Here is a 17081-nt window from a genome sequence, read left to right as displayed (position 1 = left end):
TACCGCTGGACGCAGATCACATCCAAGCGCAGAGGCGAATCTCACCACACCGCGTCGGCGCGGTGCGGCCTGGTGCAGGGTGCTGACGGGCCTTCCGTGACACCGGGCCGAGTCCGGCGGTGCGCGCGGGGAGCCACCGACGCGGTTTGCTGCGGGTGTGCCCGCCGCGGTGCTCGGCGAATGCTCAGCGGCTGATGTGCGCGACCGAGGAGATGTCCCCGCCGGGTGCGGCGAGGGCGGCGCGAGCCATCTCCGCGACGCCGATCATGCCCGCGGCTTCCCCGAGCTGGGTGGTGCGGATACGGGCGAGTGGCCGGTGCCCGCGGCCGGTGAGCGCGGCGGCGTACTCCTCGCGGGCGTCGTCGAGGAACAGCGGCGCCGAACTGCTCACCCCGCCCGCGATGACGACCAGGTCCGGGTCGAAGATGTCGGCGACGAAGGCCAGGCCGAGGCCGAGCCAGCGGGCGAAATCGGTCATGGCGCGCAGTGCGAGCGGATCACCGTCCTGGGCCGCGCCCGCGACCCGACGGCCGGTGAGCGAACCCGGATCCCGCAGCACCTCTCTGGCCAGCAACGACGGGCCCGGATCGGTGGCGAGCAATTCGATCGCGGTATCGGCCAGCGCCGTCCCGCTGCAGTAGCGCTCCCAGCAGCCGCGTTTGCCGCACGCGCAGGCGCGGCCGGCCGGAACCACCTGCAGATGCCCGAGTTCGGGCGCGATGCCGTGCGTCCCGCGATAGAGCTTGCCGTCGATCAGCAGAGCGGCGCCGATGCCGGTGCCGATCGCGACAAGCACCACGTTGTGTCCGCCCGCCGCCGCACCGAACCGGTATTCGGCCCACATCGCGGCATTGGCGTCGTGTTCCAGCAGCACCGGGAGGCCGAGCCGGTCGGTGAGCCGCTGCGCGACGGGCGCGTCCTGCCAGGGCAGATGCGGCGCGAACCGGACGGTGGTGTGATCGCCGTTGACGAATCCGGCCACCGCGAGGCCCACCGCGTCGATGCGATGGCGGCCGGCGAGTTCCCGCACCGCGCGGTCGATCGCCTCCTCGAGCGCGCGCGCCGAATGCGGGGTGGGGGCCTGCACGGTGTCGAGCACCGAACCCTCGCTGTCGACCACCGAGGCACGAATATTGGTGCCGCCGACGTCGATTCCGACGGTCAGTGGGTGCGAACCCGCCGCCGGTCCGGTCATGTCTTGATCGTCACTGGGATGCCGACGTAGCGGGATCGAGTGCGCTTGCCCCCGCCCGCGTCCGCGGTGCTCGCGCGCTGATCGGCGTCGGACCCGGATACGGCAGAACTCGGACCGGTCGCGGGCTGTGGTGCGCCGGAACGGCCGCTGGTGCCGCCGGTCTCGTCGGCGCCGGCGGGTGTGCTCGGCGCACTGCCCGCGGGCGTTCCGCCGCTGCGGATGTCGTCGCGGACGGCATCGGCGTGATGACGATGCCGCACACCGGGTTCCGTGCCGTCGGGCATCACCGGCTCCACCGGCACACCCGCCAGCGCCTCCCGCAACACCGTGACGATCGCGGTGCCGTGATCGGCGATGGCCGAGAGCACATCGTGCTGTTCGCCGCGCACCAGGGCCGCCGCCGCGCACACCGGGCACCAGCTGCAGTTGTCCCATTCGGGTTTGCCGTCGGCCGCGGCCCGGCGCAGTACCGGTTCGACCCGTTCCAGGACGGCTTCGGCGAGCAGTTTGAGTTCGGCGGCGAATTCGGCGAGACCGTCGGGTTCGGCGGTGGCGGTCACAGCGGCCACACCTCCGGGTCGGGCTGGAAGCGGACGATGAGATATCCGCCGTCGAGTTCGGCGGCGGCGACCGTGCACCGCCGCAAGACCGGCGCCAGCCGCACCCGGCGCCTGACCCCGTCCGCTCCCACGATCAAATCGTCCTCCACTCGTCCCAGCCGCAACGTCGCCGGGTCGGCGACCGGCAGATGCATCCGCATCGCGTACACCGAATGCAGCCCGGCCCCCGATTCCAACCGAACCATCGGTTCGCCCGAACGTGTGCCGCCCTCCGCCGGATTGTTGCCCAGGACCGGGCCCGTGTCGAGTTCCGCGGCCTCGCCGCGCGCCGCGCCGCCGGTGGGGGCGGCGGCCGGCGCGGCCTCATCCACCGCGTACGACAGCGCCGCCAGCGAACCGACACCCACCGGTTCCGGCCCGGTGTGCGCGGCCACCAGCACCGGGACCTCGGGCATCGCCCGGCGCAGCCCGGCGATCACATCGTGCTGCTCGGCGCGCCGGTTCTGATACCAGTGCACCGCGGGATGCGCGGCGTCGGCCGGGCCGCTCGGTTCGGGCACCGCGGGCAGCACCTTGTTCACCACCACGGCATCCAGTCGCAAGCCCAGCAGCGCCGCCGCCGAACGCACCCGCGCCGATTCGGCCACCGCCACCCGCTCGGCGACGGTGATCAGGCGTGCGCCGGTGCGCTCGTGATCGGCCAGCAGATCACGCACCTCGGTCACCGCCGCGACGATGCGCTGCACGGTCGTCGCCAGCACCACCCGCCGCAGATCGGTGCCGATACTGCTCATGGCCCGCGCGTGCGGTGGCCACACCCGGTCCAGATAGCCGAGCAGGGTGTCGGGCGCGGTGACGATGCGGAGCATGTCGGCCGAGGGCGGGCAGTCCACCACGATGACGTCCCACTCGTCCTCGCCGGCGTACTCGGTGATCTCCACCAGCATCAGCAGTTCCTGCACGCCGGGCAATCCGGTGAGTTCGGCCGGATCCAGCGCACCGAGATCGATGCCGTGATCGTGGCCGGTATCGGCCGACAACAGCCGGGTGATCTCACGGAACCGGTCCTCGAGCAGAGCCAGCGAATCGATCTCGATCACTTCGAGACCGGGCACCACCGTGGTGATGCCGGCGACGGTGCCCGGATCGTGCGGGAAACGGAAACCCAGGGCGTCGCCGAGCGAATGGGCCTGATCCAGCGATGCGACCAGCACCCGCGCGCCCGCCCGCGCGTAGGACATCGCGGTCGCACAGGCCAGCGTGGTCTTGCCGACGCCGCCCTTGCCGATGAACAGCTCGACGCGAGTGCGGTGGCCTCCGCCCCGGCCGGCGCCGTGCCCGGTCAGCCTTCGACCCGTTTCTTCAGCTCCTTCAACGCGGTGTCGGTGATCACCTTCTCGGCTTTGCGTTTGAACATGCCGATCATCGGGATGTTCAGGTCCACCGTGAGCTGATAGATCACCTCGGTGCCGCCGTCGGGCAGATCGACCAATTCGTAGCTGCCGTCCTGGGCTTTCTGCAGGTCACCGCTGAGCAGGGTCCAGGTGACGGCCTTACCGTCCGGCCGCCAGGTGTAGGACAGCACGTAGGTGTCCTTGACGACGCCGGCGTCGAGCACGAAGCGCGCGGTGCGGGCGCGACCGTCGGGACCGGATTCGAGCACCTCCACCGACTTCGCCGCCGACACCCACTCCGGGTAGGAGGCCAGATCGGCGATGACGGACATCACCTGCTGCGACGGGGCCGCGATGACGATCGATCTCTGGGTCCGGTCGGCCATGACGGTGAACGGTTCCTTTCCGGCGACGATGCTGGCGGTGAAACGTCAGGACGTGAGCTGCGGGGCGACCCCGGCCGGGCGATCGGCCTCCAACCGGGACTTCACCTCGAACGACATCTTCTTACCCGCGACCCGGCGCGCATGGTTGGCCGCGGCCAGTTTGCGCGGCTCGATCGGGCGCGTCGGCTCGGCATGCAGGAAATAGTGCAGGATCACCCCGTCCAGCGAAGGTTCCAGCCACACCTCCATGCTGCCGGTCAGCGCGCCGCCGACGGTCCAGCGGATTCCCTTGTCGCCACGGTCTTCTCGCACGTCCAACGTCAGATCCGGCCACCAGCGCCGCCATCTGCCCGGCGCCGAGAGCAACTCACCGACCGCCGCGCCGGAGGCGGCGACGAACGTCTGATCTGCGACCTGGATACTGCTCACGCGCCTGAGCGTACAGCGCGCCGCGGACCGCTAGCTCAGCAGTTGGCGCAGGCGTGCGCCGAGGGTGTCCCAGCGCCATTGCTGTTCGACCCATTGGCGGCCGGCCGCACCCATGCGGGCCGCGGCCTCGGGATCGGCGAGGATCCCGACGAGGGCATCGACGATCTGGTCGATCTTGCGGCCGTCGACCACGCGGCCGGTCTTGCCCTCGATGACGGTTTCCGGTGCGCCGCCGGAACGTCCGGCCACGACGGGGACACCGGAGGCCGAAGCCTCGAGATAGACGATGCCGAGGCCCTCCACGTCCAGGCCGGCGCCGCGGGTGCGGGCGGGCATGGCGAACACATCGGCCAGGGTGTGGTGGGCGGCCAGCTCGTCCGAACGCACCCGTCCGGTGAACACGACCGAATCGGCGACGCCGAGCGCCTCGGCGAGCGCGCGCAGCTTCTCCTCGTACGGGCCACCACCCGCGATGACGAGCACCGCACCGTCCACCCGCTCCCGGATCTGGAGCATCGCCACGATCAGCGCGTCCTGGCCCTTGCGTGGCACCAGCCGCGACAGGCACAGGATCGTCGGCCGATCACCGAGCCCGTAGCGCTGCCGCAACTCGGCGCGCGCGGCCGGATCGGGACGGAACACATCCGGATCGACACCCGGCGGCAGATACTCCAGCGCCGCGTTCGGGCCGAACGCCGCCGAGAACCTGGCCCGGGTGTACTTGCTGACGTAGGTGACCACATCGGTCTGCTCACCGATCACCCGCAACGCCTGCCTGGCCGCGGGCAGCATCGACCAGCCGACCTCATGCCCGTGCGTGCTGGCCAGAATGCGTTCGGCACCCGCCTTGCGCAGCACCGGCGACATCAACGCCAGCGGCGCCGCCGCCCCGAACCAGACGGTGTCACAGTTCTCGCTGCGCAACAGTTTCGCCGCGCGCCGCATCACCAGCGGGGTGGGCAGCATCAATGTGGTCGGATGGCGCACCACCTGGAATTTCTGCTCGGCATCGAACTTCACATGACTATCGCCCCGCCACCGCGGCGCATAGACCACCAGATCATCCGGCGGCAGCTGCCCGGCCAATGCCTGCAGATACGACTGGATACCCCCGGGACGCGGCGGGAAATCATTGGTAACCAGCAGAGTTCGAGCCATACCCAACAACCTACTGTGTTTGTTCGGCGCTGCGTCCAGCAGCGCGGGCGACCACGCGTCGCCGTTGTGCAGCCGGTGACGCTGGCGGACTCCGCGACTGGCGTCGGTGCTCGGTGCAGGACCCGGCGGTGCGGGCGTGTCTCATGCCGTGCGGGCACGCAACCAGGTTTGCCAGGCGGTGATCAGTTCTGCGCGGCCGACGCCGAGGATCTCGCGCATTGCCGCGTCTTCGGTGACGGGGGTCTGCGGGCCGGTGGCGAGGCGGCGATAGAGGGCGACGAGGCGGGCGTCGTCGTGAGTGTCGGCGAGGTAGGCGCAGACCGACCAGGCCAGTTCGTAGGCGGTGGCGGCGTCGGGGCCGGTGAACTCGGGGTCGGTGGGGAGGTCGGCGGGGACGGTGCCGGTGGCCAGCCGGGTGGCGAGGGTGGGGGCGATATCGGTGAAGGAGTGGCCGAGGCCGCGGTGGGCGGCGTACTCGGCGAAACCCTCCAGCAGCCACTGTGGGGAGCCGTCGACCGTCGCGGCCCTGGTGGCGACGTGGGTGAGTTCGTGGCGCAGCAGGGTGCGCAGACCGTCGGGGTCTAGGCGGCGCCCGGCGTCTGGACCGAAGACGACGCGCTGGCCGGTCGGTTGCGAACCCGGAGCGAACGGATCCGAGACCGTGGCGGCGGCGATCTCGACGGGCAGATCGGTGGTGGCGCGGACCAGGGCGGCGAATTCGGCGGGCGTGGCGGACACGACCACCACGGGCGACCGGGACCAGTCCTGGCCCCACAGGTCGGTGACGGCGGTGCTCGCGGCCGTGAGCTCATCGGCGAGCAGGTCGACTTCGCGCTGGTGCTGCGGATGGCCGACGACCAGCGCGGGCAGGGCGCCGCCAGTGGGCACCTGCCTGCTCACCAGTGGTCCGAATGGTTCGGTGATGCGTTGGATTTCGGCCAGTCGCGCGTCACCGGTGGGGTGCTGGCCGGCGACCGGGGCGGTGGTCGTGCCCGCGCGGGCCGCGCGCAGCGGCGCCACCACCGAATCGGGGAGCAGCAGCAGCGCGGCGCAGGTGCCGGTCAGCAGCATCACCATGACGGTGGTGAGGCAGAACTCGAAGCGCCGTCGCTGCGACAGCCAATCACGGACGCGCCGCACACCGTTCATCGGTGCTCAGTATCGCCGAGCCGAGTGATAGGGCGTGGAACCCATGGGTGCGACGGCGACCGGAACGCCGAAGGTGGAGGCGTGCAGCATCAGTCCGTTGCCCGCGTAGATGCCCACATGGGAGATGTCGGGGTAGAAGAAGACGACGTCACCCGGACGTAGATCGTCCTTGGCGACCGGCGTGCCGAAGGAGGCCTGCGCCGAACTGGTGCGCGGCACATCCTTGCCGACCTGTTTGAACGCCCACTGCACCAGACCGGAGCAGTCGAACTGGTCCGGGCCGGTGGCGCCCCAGACATAGGGATCGCCCACCCGGGTGAGCCCGGCGGCCAGCGCGCTGGTGCCGCTGCCCGGCACCAGTCCGCGCAGCAGCGAATCGCGATCGAAGCCGGGTGGGAACGGCGATCCGGCCAGCGCCGATTTGTCCTGCGCCGACAGCCTGCCCCAGGCCTCGATGACCTGGGTGATCGCGCCCTGGAGGTCGGCGCGTTTGCGTTCGAGATCGCCGCGCACGGCGTCGGCCTTCTCGGCGGCGGTACGGGCATTGTCGGCGGCGGTGCGCGCGGCCGATTCGGCCGCGGTGGCCGCGTCGGTGGCCTTCTTGTAGTGCTGCAGCTGGGTCGAGGTCTGGGTGGCCACCACATCGAGGGTGGACATCTGATCGAGTAGCTGCTGCGGCGAATCGCTGACCAGGACCGAGAACAGGCGATTGGTGCGCGCGCCCTGATAGGCCGCGATGGCGGTGCGGTCGATCACCGGCTGATATTTGCGGACCTCGTCACGCGCGGCGGTGACGGCATCGGTGGCCGTGGCGAGCGCGGCTTCGGCATCGCGCTGCGCGGCGAGCTTGGCATCGAAATCGGCCTGAGCGCCGAGCGCCTGCTGATTGAGCTGCTCGGATTCGCGCGACAGGTCGATCATGCGCTGCACGGCGGCGCTCGCAGTGGTGGGCGCGGTGGCCGGATCGGCGCCCGCCGGACCGCCGCCGGGTAGCGCCACGGTGAGAAACGCTGCCGTGATCGCCGCCCCTGCCAGGCGTTTCATCCCTCGACTGCGGTGATGTGCTGCCACTGCCTGCCGTGCCCCGTTCTCGTGTGAAGCCGCGGAAAGGTCTCGATTAGGTTACGGAACGGCGACCTGCGGTGTCCAGTAGAGCACGAACCGATCACAGCCGCCGGACCGGCCGGGGCCCGCACCGTCGTGACGATGCGGGCCCCGGTCGTGCGGTCAGAAGCGGACGGCGCCCGCGACCGGCATGGAGGAGATCGGCGCGACCTGCACCGGGGTGCCCGCGGTGGAGGCGTGCACCACGTTGCCGTCGCCGGCGTAGAGGCCGGAGTGGCCGCCGCCGTAGAACGACACCACGTCGCCGGGCTGGAGCTGGTCCATCGAGACCGGGGTGCCCGAGGCGAGCTGGGCGCCGCTGGTGCGGGGCACCTCGCGGCCGGCCTGACGGTAGGACCACTGCACGAGGCCGGAGCAGTCGAAGGCGTTCGGGCCTGCGGCGCCGTAGACGTACGGCGAGCCGATCTTGCTCATCGCGGCGTCGAGCGCGGACTGGCCGAGCGTCTTGGTCGGCGCGGTGAAGGGCAGCGGCGCGGGTGCGGGGATCTCGATGCCCGGCACGGCGGGCAGGCCGCCGGGGATCTGGTTCACGATGTTGTCGGGCACGTCGAAGGTGCCGACACCGGGGACGGTGACCGGTGCCGCCGCCGCGGGAGCGGCGGGAAGCAGGAACGCGCCGATGGTGGCAGCGCCGACGGCTCCGGCCGCAACGGCACGCTTGGCCTGTCGTTTGACGGTGGTGGACGCCATGATGCGGTACTCCCAATCTGCCTCACGACGCCGCACCGGGGTGGTGGGTCGGACTCCGTGAGGTCTCGATGAGGTTACGAACCGATCACGGTGGTTTGTAAAGCCGCGAACATGCGAAACGGCGACGGTCAACAATTCGGCGCGAGCAGCCTGCGATATGCGTCACAACAATCACGAAACGATAACGACGCGTCGATTTCCGCAGGAACGCGAAGGCCGACCAGGCGTTACTAGAAGTAACAGTAAAAGTGGCCGATCACCAGGCGGGGGCCGTTCCGTGCAGTTCACGGGCTATCCGCGCGAGGTAGCGGGGTGGTCGCGGGGCGTCGGACAGCGTGTTCGAGGTGTGGGGCGGGACCGCCCGGCCTCTGGTCGCATAGCGCGAATCCGACACGCCCGGAGATTGATACCTCAGCGCTTTCGCTGTGAGCTACGCCGCTTTTGCGCATCGAAGATCGTTTCGGGGGTACCAGAACGAAAAGCTCGTCCGTGTAATTCGGAAATTCCGCGCTGCCTTCACGCGCGCGCGAAGACGGAAAATCCCGCTCCGCACCGGGGCCGAACCTGTCGGACCCCGGTCATACGCTGCACGCCGTGTCCGACTCCGTCCCGCGCCGCCGCGCCGCGCAACTGGCCTTCGACGAGCTCGACACCCCGCTCTACGACACCACCTTCGTGGTGGTCGACCTGGAGACCACCGGCACCAGCCCGGACACCGACGCCATCACCGAGATCGGCGCGGTCAAAGTGCGCGGCGGTGAGGTGCTCGGTGAATTCGCCACCCTCGTCGATCCCGGCCGCGCCATTCCGCCCGCGGTCGTCCACGTCACCGGTATCACCACCGCCATGGTGTGCGCAGCACCGCCGATCGAGGCGGTGCTGCCCGGGTTCCTCGAGTTCGCCGCGGGCGCGGTGCTCGTCGCGCACAATGCCCGATTCGATATGGCGTTCCTGCGTGCGGCCGCGGCGCGCTGCGGCACGCCGTGGCCCGCGGCGCAGGTGGTGTGCACCGTGCGCCTGGCGCGGCGGGTGCTCGCCAGGGACGAGGCGCCGTCGGTGCGATTGAGCGTGCTGGCGCGGGTGCTCGGGGCGAGCACCGAGCCGACCCACCGCGCCCTCGCCGACGCCCGCGCCACCGTCGACGTGCTGCACGCGCTGATGGCGCGGGTGGGCAATCAGGGCGTGCACAGCCTCACCGAGCTGATCGACTACCTGCCCGATGTGAGCTCGGGCCAGCGCGCCAAACGCGGGCTTGCCGCCGATCTACCCGCGCGGCCCGGCGTGTATCTGTTCCGGGGGCCGTCCGATGAAGTCCTCTATATAGGGACGGCGGTGAATCTGCGCCGCCGCGTCCGCAGCTACTTCACCGGTTCGGAGACCCGGGGCCGGATCAAGGAGATGGTCGCGCTGGCCACCCGCGTCGATCACGTCGAATGCGCGCACGGGCTGGAGGCCGGGGTGCGCGAGCTGCGGCTGCTGGTCGCGCATGCCCCGCCGTACAACCGACGCTCGAAATTCCCCAAACGCGGTTGGTGGATCACGCTCACCGAGGAGCCGTTTCCGCGCTTCGCCATCGTGCGCAATCCCACCGTCGACGCACTCGGCCCGTTCGGCGCCAGGGCCGACGCCGCCGATGTCGCCGCCACCATCGCCGAATTCAGCGGCCTGCGCACCTGCACAACTCGTTTGTCGCGCACCGCGATTCACGACTGCCCGCCCGCGGTGGTCGGCGGCTGCCCGGCGGCGGCCGACGGAATGACCCGTAATAGTAAGGAATACGCGCCCGCTTCCGATGCGGTGCGCGCGCTGTTCGCGGGCACCGACGACGCGGCTCTGCGCGCGATGCTCGAACGCATTCGAACTTGTTCCCGCGCCGAGCATTTCGAGGCCGCCGCGCGTTTGCGCGACCGTACGGTGACGGTGATCCGCGCGCTGTATCGCACCCAGCGCCTGGCCGCCGTCGCCCGGATCGCCGAACTCGTCGCCGCCCATCCCGATGGCGCGGGCGGGTGGGAGTTCGCGGTGATCCGCCACGGACGCCTGGCCGGCGCGGGCACGGCAGTCAGGGGAGTGGCACCGATGCCGGTGGTGGAGCGGATCGTGGCGGCGGCGGAAACCGTGGTCTGCGACGGCGATCTGTCGCCGTTGCGCGGTGGCTCGCCCGAGGAGGTGGGCCTGGTGGCGCGCTGGCTGGCCCGGCCGGGGGTGCGGATCGTGCGCACCAGCGAGGGCTACCGGGAACCGATGCACGGCGCGGGGCGCAGGCTGGCCTGGGCGGCGGCGGCCGAGGCGGCGGTGGCGGGGGAGTCCGCCGCCGACACCTACGAGCGCATGTCGGGCTGAGCGCGCCGCGAACCTGTGGGGGCCGCTGGGACACCCCGAGTCCGTGCCGCGGCCAACGGAGGGTCGGCCGGTCCGGCACCGCCTAGGCTGAGTCCATGATTACCGCCATCGTCATGATCAACGCCGCCAACGCCCGCATCCCGGAAACCGCGCAGGCGGTCGCCGATATCGAGGGCGTCAGCGAGGTCTATTCCTGCGCGGGCGATGTCGACCTCATCGCGGTGGTCCGGGTCCGCGACCACGAGCAGATCGCCGAGGTGGTGACCGGCCGCATCGATAAGACCGAGGGTGTCGTGCGGACCACCACGCACATCGCGTTCAAGTCCTATTCGCGCGCCGATGTCGAGGCGGGATTCTCGCTGGGGGAGTGAGCTACGGGACCTGGATCGAGGTGCCGACGACGGTGCGGATCTCGCGCGAGGTGAGCGTGGCGGTGATATCGCCGCGGCAACCGCGCCCGTAGTACACGGTCACCGGCACGTCGGTGTGGTTTTCCACCTTCAGGGTGCGCGCGCCGCCGCTGACCTCGAGACAGCCGACGGGATCGTGGTGCACGGTGCCGTCGACGACGAGCCCACCACGCGCGGCGGCAGCGGGCCCCGCGCTCAGCGCCACCACCAACGCGGCGAGCAGAGTGCCGGACACCACGGGCGCACCGTGATTCATGCCTACCTCCAGACCACGATCGACGGTTGTCAGTGAGGCGCGGGCGATGACGCTGCCCCGCCGGGGCGGGACGGCGATCGCCGGATGGGTATGCGCCGAGTCGTCGCATCAGGGCACGTCGATGTGCCTGGACGACCGCGCAACTGTATAGCGCCGATCGACGGTTTGCCGGTCCGGGCAAGACGGCGTTTCGCACCGGCCCGCCGATCATGGTCCGGGCGGGGCCGGCGGCGGTGCGGTATCAGGCGTCGCCGAGGGTGTTGGTGAGTTTCGCCCAGCGTTCCAGCAGCGCCGCGCCGCGCCCGCTGTCGATGGCCTCGGCGGCGCGTTCGACGGCGGCGCCGAGCTGATCGTCGAGATCGGCGTCCGGATCGCCCGCGCCCTGGGACAGGTCGTAGGCCACGATGGCGGCGGCGGAGTTGACCAGCACCGCATCACGCACCGGTCCCGCGGTTCCCGCCAGTACGTCGCGCGCCACCCCGGCATTGACCTGCGCGTCCCCGCCGCGCAACGCATCGAGGTCGACCCGGGGGAACCCGAGCCGGGTGGGATCGATGGTGGCCTCGCGCATGCGGCCACCAGAGACCACCCAGACGTCGGTGGTGTCGGAGGTGGTGATCTCGTCGAGTCCGTCGTTGCCGCGCACCACCAGCGCACTGCTGCCGCGCGCGGCGAACACCCCGGCGATCTTGGGCAGCAGATCGGCGAACGCGCAGCCCACCAGGCCCGCGCGCGGCTGGGCCGGGTTGGTGAGCGGTCCGAGCACGTTGAACACGGTCGGGATGCCGATCTCCTTGCGCGCGGGCCCGGCGAAACGCAGCGCGGGATGGAACAGCGGTGCGAAGCAGAACCCGATGCCCACCTCGCGTACGCAGCGCGCCACCGATTCCGGGCCGAGCGCCAGCCGCACACCGAGCGCTTCGAGCACGTCGGCGCCGCCGCTCTTGGAGGTCGCCGCGCGGTTGCCGTGCTTGATCACCGGCACACCCGCCGCCGCGACCACGATCGAGGACATGGTGGAGATGTTCACCGAGCCCGAACGGTCGCCGCCGGTGCCGACGATATCGACCGCGTCGCCGTCGATATGGACCAGCCTGGCGTGCCCGAGCATGCCCGAGGCCAGGCCGGACAGTTCCTCCGCGGTCGGCCCCTTGATCTTGATCGCCACCCCGAACGCGGCGATCTGCGCCTGCGTCGCATTGTCGGAGAAGATCTCGTTGATCACCCATTCGGTGTCGTCCGCGGTCAGGTCGCCACCGTCGGCAAGGGTGCCGAGCACCTGGGGCCAGCTGCGCACGCTCATCAACATCTCCCATCACACTGGTACGCCCAGCAGTCTCGTAGGGGACAACCCTAATGGGCTCCGGCGCGGGTGGTCTCTCGATATCTGTTCGCGCGAGCCGTTCCGGCCCGCTGAACTTGATCTTCGCGACCCGATTTTCCGGCGTTCCCGCAGGCAGTGGCACAACCGAATCCGACACGCACGGGCAAGTTTCATACCCGGGTACTGCTGTCGTACTACGACGAGTCATACTTACCCCCGTGACGACCGCAGTAGGCACCCCAGGATCGGCCATTACCCAGCGTGTGCATTCGCTGAACCGGCCCAACATGGTCAGTGTCGGCACCATCATCTGGCTGTCCAGCGAGCTGATGTTCTTCGCCGGCCTGTTCGCGATGTACTTCGTCGCGCGTGCGCAGTCCACCGAGTGGCCGCCGGAGCCGACGGAGCTGAACATGAAGCTCGCCGTTCCGGTCACCGCCGTGCTGATCGCGTCGTCGTTCACCTGCCAGCTGGGTGTCTTCGCCGCGGAGCGCGGTGACGTCTTCGGCCTGCGCCGCTGGTACGTCCTCACCCTCGCCATGGGCACCTTCTTCGTGCTCGGCCAGGGCTACGAGTACTACCACCTCGTGCACGAGGGCACCTCGATCTCGAGCAGCTCCTACGGCTCGGTGTTCTACATCACCACCGGGTTCCACGGCCTGCACGTCATCGGTGGTCTGATCGCGTTCGTGTTCCTGCTGGTGCGCACCAAGCTGAGCAAGTTCACCCCGGCGCAGGCCACCGCCGCGATCGTCGTCTCCTACTACTGGCACTTCGTCGACATCGTCTGGATCGGGCTGTTCGCCACGATCTACTTCGTCCGCTGACCCGGGCTCAGTGGAAGCTTTTGCACCAGTCGGTTCCGTCTACTCCAAAGGGACACAGATGAGTTCATCTCCCCCATCAGCGCCAGAGCCCGCCAGCCCCGGGCACGGCCAGGCCAGCAAGACGCGCAGGCAGCGCCGCGTCCGCCGCCGCATCGCGGGCGGGCTCGCGCTTCTGGTGGGTCTCGTCGGAGCCGGCTTTCTCGCCTCGGCCCTCACCCCGGACCCGCAGATCGCGACCGCCAACGAGGACACCTCGGCGCTGATCCGCGAGGGTCAGCAGCTGTACGAGACCTCCTGCATCACCTGCCACGGCGCAAACCTGCAGGGTGTGCAGGACCGTGGTCCCAGCCTGATCGGTGTCGGCGAGGCCGCGGTGTACTTCCAGGTGTCCTCCGGTCGTATGCCGATGACCCGCAACGAGGCCCAGGCCGAGCGCAAACCCGTCAAGTTCGACGCCCACCAGACCGATGCCATCGGCGCCTACGTGGCGGCCAACGGCGGCGGCCCGACCGTGGTCCGCAACGCCGACGGCACCATCGCCCAGGAGTCGCTGCGCGGTGACGACATCGCCCGCGGTAGCGAGCTGTTCCGGATGAACTGCGCCTCCTGCCACAACTTCACCGGTCGTGGTGGCGCGCTGTCGTCGGGTAAGTTCGCGCCGCCGCTCGAGCCCGCCTCCGAGCAGCAGATCTACGCCGCGATGCTCACCGGCCCGCAGAACATGCCGAAATTCTCCGACCGGCAGCTGAGCCCGGAGGAGAAGCGCGACATCATCGCCTACGTCAAGGACTCGATGGAGGCCAAGTCTCCCGGCGGTTACGGCCTCGGCGGCTTCGGCCCCGCGACCGAGGGCCTGGCCATCTGGGTGGTCGGCATCGTGCTGACCGTCGGCGCCGCGATGTGGATCGGATCGAGGTCATGACAGATAAGGAGCGAGACGACATGGGGCGCCCGGATGAGGGATCCAGTGCCGAGCCGTCGAAAGAGACGGTGAAGCCCACCGGCCACGCCGCCGCGGAGCCCACCGAGGCCGAGCTGGACGCGATGTCGCGCGACGAGCTGGTCAAGCTCGGCACCGAGATGGACGGCGTCGACGTCGCCTACCGGCGCGAGCGGTTCCCGGTCCCGGGCACCCGCGCCGAGAAGCGCGCCGAGCGTCAGGTGGCGCTGTGGTTCGCCATCTCCGGTCTGGCCGCCGCCGCACTGGTCGGTGTGTTCCTGTTCTGGCCGTGGGAGTACAAGGGCAAGGAGTCCGACGGACACGGCCTGTACTCGCTGGCCACCCCGCTGTACGGCATCACCTTCGGTGTCTCGATCCTCGCGATCGGCATCGCGGTCGTGCTGATCCGCAAGAAGTTCATCCCGGCCGAGCTGTCCATCCAGGAGCGCCACGACGGCCGCTCCAGCGAGGTCGACCGCCGCACCCTGGTGGCCGAGCTGCAGGACGCGCTCGACACCTCCACGCTGGGTCGCCGCAAGATGATCACCCGCACCGCGGGCGCCGGCCTCGGCATCGTCGGTCTGGGTTCGGCCGCGCTGTTCGTCGGCGGCATGATCAAGAACCCGTGGGCCAAGGGCGACAAGTCGCCGCTGTGGGTGTCGGGCTGGACCCCGGACTGGGAGGGCCAGACCATCTACCTGCGCCGCGACACCGGCCGTCCGGAGGACATCGTGCTGGTGCGTCCGGAGGATCTGGACGCGGGCGGCATGGAGACGGTGTTCCCGTGGAAGGAAGTCTGGCGCGGTGACGAGCACGCGACCCTGCAGTCGCTGCGCGGTATCCGCAACGCCGTCATGCTGATCCGGCTGCGCACCGAGGACGCGCAGAAGGCGATCAAGCGTAAGGGCCAGGAGAGCTTCAACTTCGGCGACTACTTCGCCTACTCGAAGATCTGCACCCACCTCGGTTGCCCGACCTCGCTCTACGAGCAGCAGACCAACCGGATTCTGTGCCCCTGCCACCAGTCGCAGTTCTCGGCGACCGAATGGGGTAAGCCGGTCTTCGGTCCGGCCGCCCGTGCGCTGCCGCAGCTGCCGATCACCGTCAACTCCGAGGGCTTCCTGGTCGCCAACGGCGACTTCATCGAGCCGCTCGGCCCGGCCTTCTGGGAGCGTCGTTCATGAGTTCTCCAACAGCAATCGGCCGGAAGGTCGGTGCCCACGCCGACGCCGTGGACGAGCGCTACCGCGCCGCCGCGTTCATGCGCCGGTCGATCAACAAGGTCTTCCCGACCCACTGGTCGTTCCTGCTGGGTGAGATCGCCCTCTACGCGTTCATCATCCTGCTGCTGTCGGGTGTGTACCTGACGCTGTACTTCGACCCGTCGATGAGCCACGTCGTCTACGACGGTGCCTACCAGCCGCTGCGTGGTGTGGGCATGTCGCGGGCGTACGAGACGGCGCTGAACATCTCCTTCGAGGTGCGCGGTGGCCTGTTCGTGCGCCAGGTGCATCACTGGGCGGCGCTGCTGTTCGCGGCCTCGATCATCGTGCACCTGCTGCGCATCTTCTTCACCGGCGCGTTCCGCAAGCCGCGCGAGGCGAACTGGGTGATCGGTTCGCTGCTGCTGATCATGGCGATGTTCGAAGGCTTCTTCGGCTACTCGCTGCCCGACGACCTGCTCTCCGGCACCGGTCTGCGCGCCGCGTTCTCCGGTATCACCATCGGTGTGCCGGTGGTGGGTACCTGGCTGCACTGGCTGATGTTCGGCGGCGACTTCCCCGGCGAGATCATCATCCCGCGCCTCTACATCGCGCACGTGCTGCTGTTCCCCGGCATCATGCTCGCGCTGATCGCCGCGCACGTGGCCATCGTCTGGTACCAGAAGCACACTCAGTTCCCCGGACCGGGCCGCACCGAGAACAACGTCGTCGGTGCCCGCATCGTGCCGGTGTTCGCCGCGGACCAGGGCGCGTTCTTCGCCTTCACCCTCGGCTTCGTCGGCATCATGGGCGGCGTGCTCCAGATCAACCCGATCTGGAACCTCGGCCCGTACAACCCCTCGCAGGTCTCGGCCGGCTCCCAGCCCGACTTCTACATGATGTGGACCGACGGTATGGCGCGTCTGATGCCACCGTGGGAGTTGTACCTGGGCCGTTACACCGTTCCGGCGGTGTTCTGGGTCGCGCTGGTGATGGGCTTGGTGTTCACCCTGCTGATCGCCTACCCGTGGATCGAGAAGCGGCTCACCAAGGACACCGCCAACCACAACCTGTTGCAGCGTCCGCGCGATGTGCCGGTGCGTACCGCGATCGGTGCCATGGCGATCACGTTCTACCTGATCCTGACCCTGGCCTGCGTCAACGACATCATCTCGTTGAAGTTCGACATCTCGCTGAACGCCACCACCTGGGTCGGTCGTATCGGCCTGCTGCTCGGTCCGCCGATCGCCTACTTCCTGACCTACCGGTTCTGCATCGGTCTGCAGCGCAGCGACCGGGCGGTGCTCGAGCACGGCATCGAGACCGGTGTGATCAAGCGGCTGCCGCATGGTGAGTACATCGAGGTGCACCAGCCGCTGGGCCCGGTGGACGAGCACGGCCACCCGATCCCGCTGGAATACCAGGGCGCCCCGGTGCCCAAGAAGATGAACCAGCTGGGTTCGGCCGGCCAGCCCGGTACCGGCAGCTTCCTTTTCCCGGATCCGTGGCAGGAGAGCGAGCAGCACTTCGCCACCGAGCTGGAGGAGGAGCACAAGCAGCTCGCCGTGCTGAAGAAGGTACAGGAGAACGCCAACGGCAATGGTGGCAAGCACAGCCACTGACCGCTGACACCGCAGCAGGCCCTGAGTCGGATTCGACTCGGGGCCTGCTGTTCGTTGGGCGGCCGATCGTG

Annotated in this window: 17 protein-coding genes; 6 read left to right on the top strand and 11 right to left on the bottom strand. The window is 69.5% G+C overall.

What is annotated here, in order from left to right; translation table 11 throughout:
- Window positions 1-184 precede the first annotated feature (184 nt).
- The 9 genes from AC5W7N_RS23400 to AC5W7N_RS23360 all read right to left on the bottom strand — a co-directional run bounded on the left by AC5W7N_RS23400 (window position 185) and on the right by AC5W7N_RS23360 (window position 8086).
- On the bottom strand, window positions 185-1195 hold the full coding sequence (locus AC5W7N_RS23400) for an ROK family protein (RefSeq protein ID WP_495922148.1): 1011 nt from the start codon (window positions 1193-1195) through the stop codon (window positions 185-187).
- Window positions 1192-1755: a hypothetical protein gene (locus AC5W7N_RS23395; protein WP_256673517.1), complete on the bottom strand. Its 564-nt coding sequence runs from the start codon at window positions 1753-1755 to the stop codon at window positions 1192-1194. The genes AC5W7N_RS23400 and AC5W7N_RS23395 overlap by 4 nt, the downstream gene beginning before the upstream one ends.
- Window positions 1752-3050: an ArsA family ATPase gene (locus tag AC5W7N_RS23390; protein ID WP_495924186.1), complete on the bottom strand. Its 1299-nt coding sequence runs from the start codon at window positions 3048-3050 to the stop codon at window positions 1752-1754. The genes AC5W7N_RS23395 and AC5W7N_RS23390 overlap by 4 nt, the downstream gene beginning before the upstream one ends.
- 47 nt (window positions 3051-3097) lie before the next feature.
- Window positions 3098-3535: an SRPBCC family protein gene (locus AC5W7N_RS23385; protein WP_138446629.1), complete on the bottom strand. Its 438-nt coding sequence runs from the start codon at window positions 3533-3535 to the stop codon at window positions 3098-3100.
- Between the two features lie 45 nt (window positions 3536-3580).
- Complete coding sequence (locus AC5W7N_RS23380) at window positions 3581-3964, bottom strand: polyketide cyclase / dehydrase and lipid transport (RefSeq protein WP_163816735.1); 384 nt, start codon at window positions 3962-3964, stop codon at window positions 3581-3583.
- Between the two features lie 30 nt (window positions 3965-3994).
- Entirely contained in the window at window positions 3995-5122 is a 1128-nt protein-coding gene (locus AC5W7N_RS23375; protein ID WP_194991132.1) for a glycosyltransferase family 4 protein, read from the bottom strand.
- A gap of 141 nt (window positions 5123-5263) precedes the next feature.
- On the bottom strand, window positions 5264-6271 hold the full coding sequence (locus AC5W7N_RS23370; protein WP_280212594.1) for a hypothetical protein: 1008 nt from the start codon (window positions 6269-6271) through the stop codon (window positions 5264-5266).
- A 6-nt stretch (window positions 6272-6277) separates the two neighbouring features.
- Complete coding sequence (locus AC5W7N_RS23365; RefSeq protein ID WP_194991134.1) at window positions 6278-7315, bottom strand: NlpC/P60 family protein; 1038 nt, start codon at window positions 7313-7315, stop codon at window positions 6278-6280.
- 183 nt (window positions 7316-7498) lie between these two features.
- Window positions 7499-8086 (bottom strand): C40 family peptidase, encoded by a 588-nt coding sequence (locus tag AC5W7N_RS23360; RefSeq protein WP_163815648.1) that lies wholly within the window; start codon window positions 8084-8086, stop codon window positions 7499-7501.
- 594 nt (window positions 8087-8680) lie between these two features.
- On the opposite strand from AC5W7N_RS23360, the gene AC5W7N_RS23355 reads away from it, so the two are divergent.
- Together AC5W7N_RS23355 and AC5W7N_RS23350 are read left to right on the top strand one after the other, a co-directional pair.
- Window positions 8681-10429: a DEDD exonuclease domain-containing protein gene (locus AC5W7N_RS23355; protein ID WP_495922147.1), complete on the top strand. Its 1749-nt coding sequence runs from the start codon at window positions 8681-8683 to the stop codon at window positions 10427-10429.
- 95 nt (window positions 10430-10524) lie between these two features.
- Entirely contained in the window at window positions 10525-10800 is a 276-nt protein-coding gene (locus AC5W7N_RS23350; protein ID WP_138446635.1) for an Lrp/AsnC family transcriptional regulator, read from the top strand.
- 1 nt (window position 10801) lies between these two features.
- Here AC5W7N_RS23350 and AC5W7N_RS23345 read toward each other — a convergent pair whose 3' ends face one another.
- Window positions 10802-11095 carry a hypothetical protein gene (locus AC5W7N_RS23345; RefSeq protein ID WP_194991999.1) on the bottom strand — a complete coding sequence of 98 codons (294 nt, stop codon included), beginning with the start codon at window positions 11093-11095 and terminating at the stop codon, window positions 10802-10804.
- 241 nt (window positions 11096-11336) lie between these two features.
- Complete coding sequence (trpD, locus tag AC5W7N_RS23340) at window positions 11337-12398, bottom strand: anthranilate phosphoribosyltransferase (RefSeq protein WP_495922146.1); 1062 nt, start codon at window positions 12396-12398, stop codon at window positions 11337-11339.
- Window positions 12399-12637: 239 nt separating this feature from the next.
- On the opposite strand from trpD, the gene ctaE reads away from it, so the two are divergent.
- From ctaE to qcrB, 4 genes are read left to right on the top strand one after another with little or no spacing between them, the layout of a single operon-like run.
- A complete protein-coding gene (gene ctaE / locus AC5W7N_RS23335) occupies window positions 12638-13246 on the top strand; it encodes an aa3-type cytochrome oxidase subunit III (RefSeq protein WP_081505355.1) in 609 nt (202 codons plus the stop codon).
- 58 nt (window positions 13247-13304) lie between these two features.
- Window positions 13305-14168 (top strand): cytochrome bc1 complex diheme cytochrome c subunit, encoded by an 864-nt coding sequence (qcrC, locus tag AC5W7N_RS23330; protein WP_163815641.1) that lies wholly within the window; start codon window positions 13305-13307, stop codon window positions 14166-14168.
- A gap of 20 nt (window positions 14169-14188) precedes the next feature.
- Window positions 14189-15370 carry a cytochrome bc1 complex Rieske iron-sulfur subunit gene (qcrA, locus tag AC5W7N_RS23325; RefSeq protein ID WP_138458984.1) on the top strand — a complete coding sequence of 394 codons (1182 nt, stop codon included), beginning with the start codon at window positions 14189-14191 and terminating at the stop codon, window positions 15368-15370.
- Entirely contained in the window at window positions 15367-17010 is a 1644-nt protein-coding gene (gene qcrB / locus AC5W7N_RS23320) for a cytochrome bc1 complex cytochrome b subunit (protein ID WP_495922145.1), read from the top strand. Before qcrA ends, qcrB begins: the two co-directional genes overlap by 4 nt.
- The last annotated feature ends 71 nt before the right edge of the window (window positions 17011-17081 follow it).

It is taken from the genome of Nocardia sp. CDC519, assembly GCF_059509835.1.
The sequence above is the reverse complement of the archived record's forward strand: the minus strand, read 5'-3'. Positions and strand labels throughout refer to the sequence as shown.

Coding starts and splice junctions, on each gene's coding strand:
- AC5W7N_RS23400 (WP_495922148.1), bottom strand. CDS start 1,195: ATGACCGGACCGGCGGCGGGTTCGCACCCACTGACCGTCGGAATCGAC.
- AC5W7N_RS23385 (WP_138446629.1), bottom strand. CDS start 3,535: ATGGCCGACCGGACCCAGAGATCGATCGTCATCGCGGCCCCGTCGCAG.
- AC5W7N_RS23375 (WP_194991132.1), bottom strand. CDS start 5,122: ATGGCTCGAACTCTGCTGGTTACCAATGATTTCCCGCCGCGTCCCGGG.
- AC5W7N_RS23370 (WP_280212594.1), bottom strand. CDS start 6,271: ATGAACGGTGTGCGGCGCGTCCGTGATTGGCTGTCGCAGCGACGGCGC.
- AC5W7N_RS23365 (WP_194991134.1), bottom strand. CDS start 7,315: ATGAAACGCCTGGCAGGGGCGGCGATCACGGCAGCGTTTCTCACCGTG.
- AC5W7N_RS23360 (WP_163815648.1), bottom strand. CDS start 8,086: ATGGCGTCCACCACCGTCAAACGACAGGCCAAGCGTGCCGTTGCGGCC.
- AC5W7N_RS23350 (WP_138446635.1), top strand. CDS start 10,525: ATGATTACCGCCATCGTCATGATCAACGCCGCCAACGCCCGCATCCCG.
- AC5W7N_RS23345 (WP_194991999.1), bottom strand. CDS start 11,095: ATGAATCACGGTGCGCCCGTGGTGTCCGGCACTCTGCTCGCCGCGTTG.
- trpD (WP_495922146.1), bottom strand. CDS start 12,398: ATGAGCGTGCGCAGCTGGCCCCAGGTGCTCGGCACCCTTGCCGACGGT.
- qcrC (WP_163815641.1), top strand. CDS start 13,305: ATGAGTTCATCTCCCCCATCAGCGCCAGAGCCCGCCAGCCCCGGGCAC.
- qcrA (WP_138458984.1), top strand. CDS start 14,189: ATGGGGCGCCCGGATGAGGGATCCAGTGCCGAGCCGTCGAAAGAGACG.
- qcrB (WP_495922145.1), top strand. CDS start 15,367: ATGAGTTCTCCAACAGCAATCGGCCGGAAGGTCGGTGCCCACGCCGAC.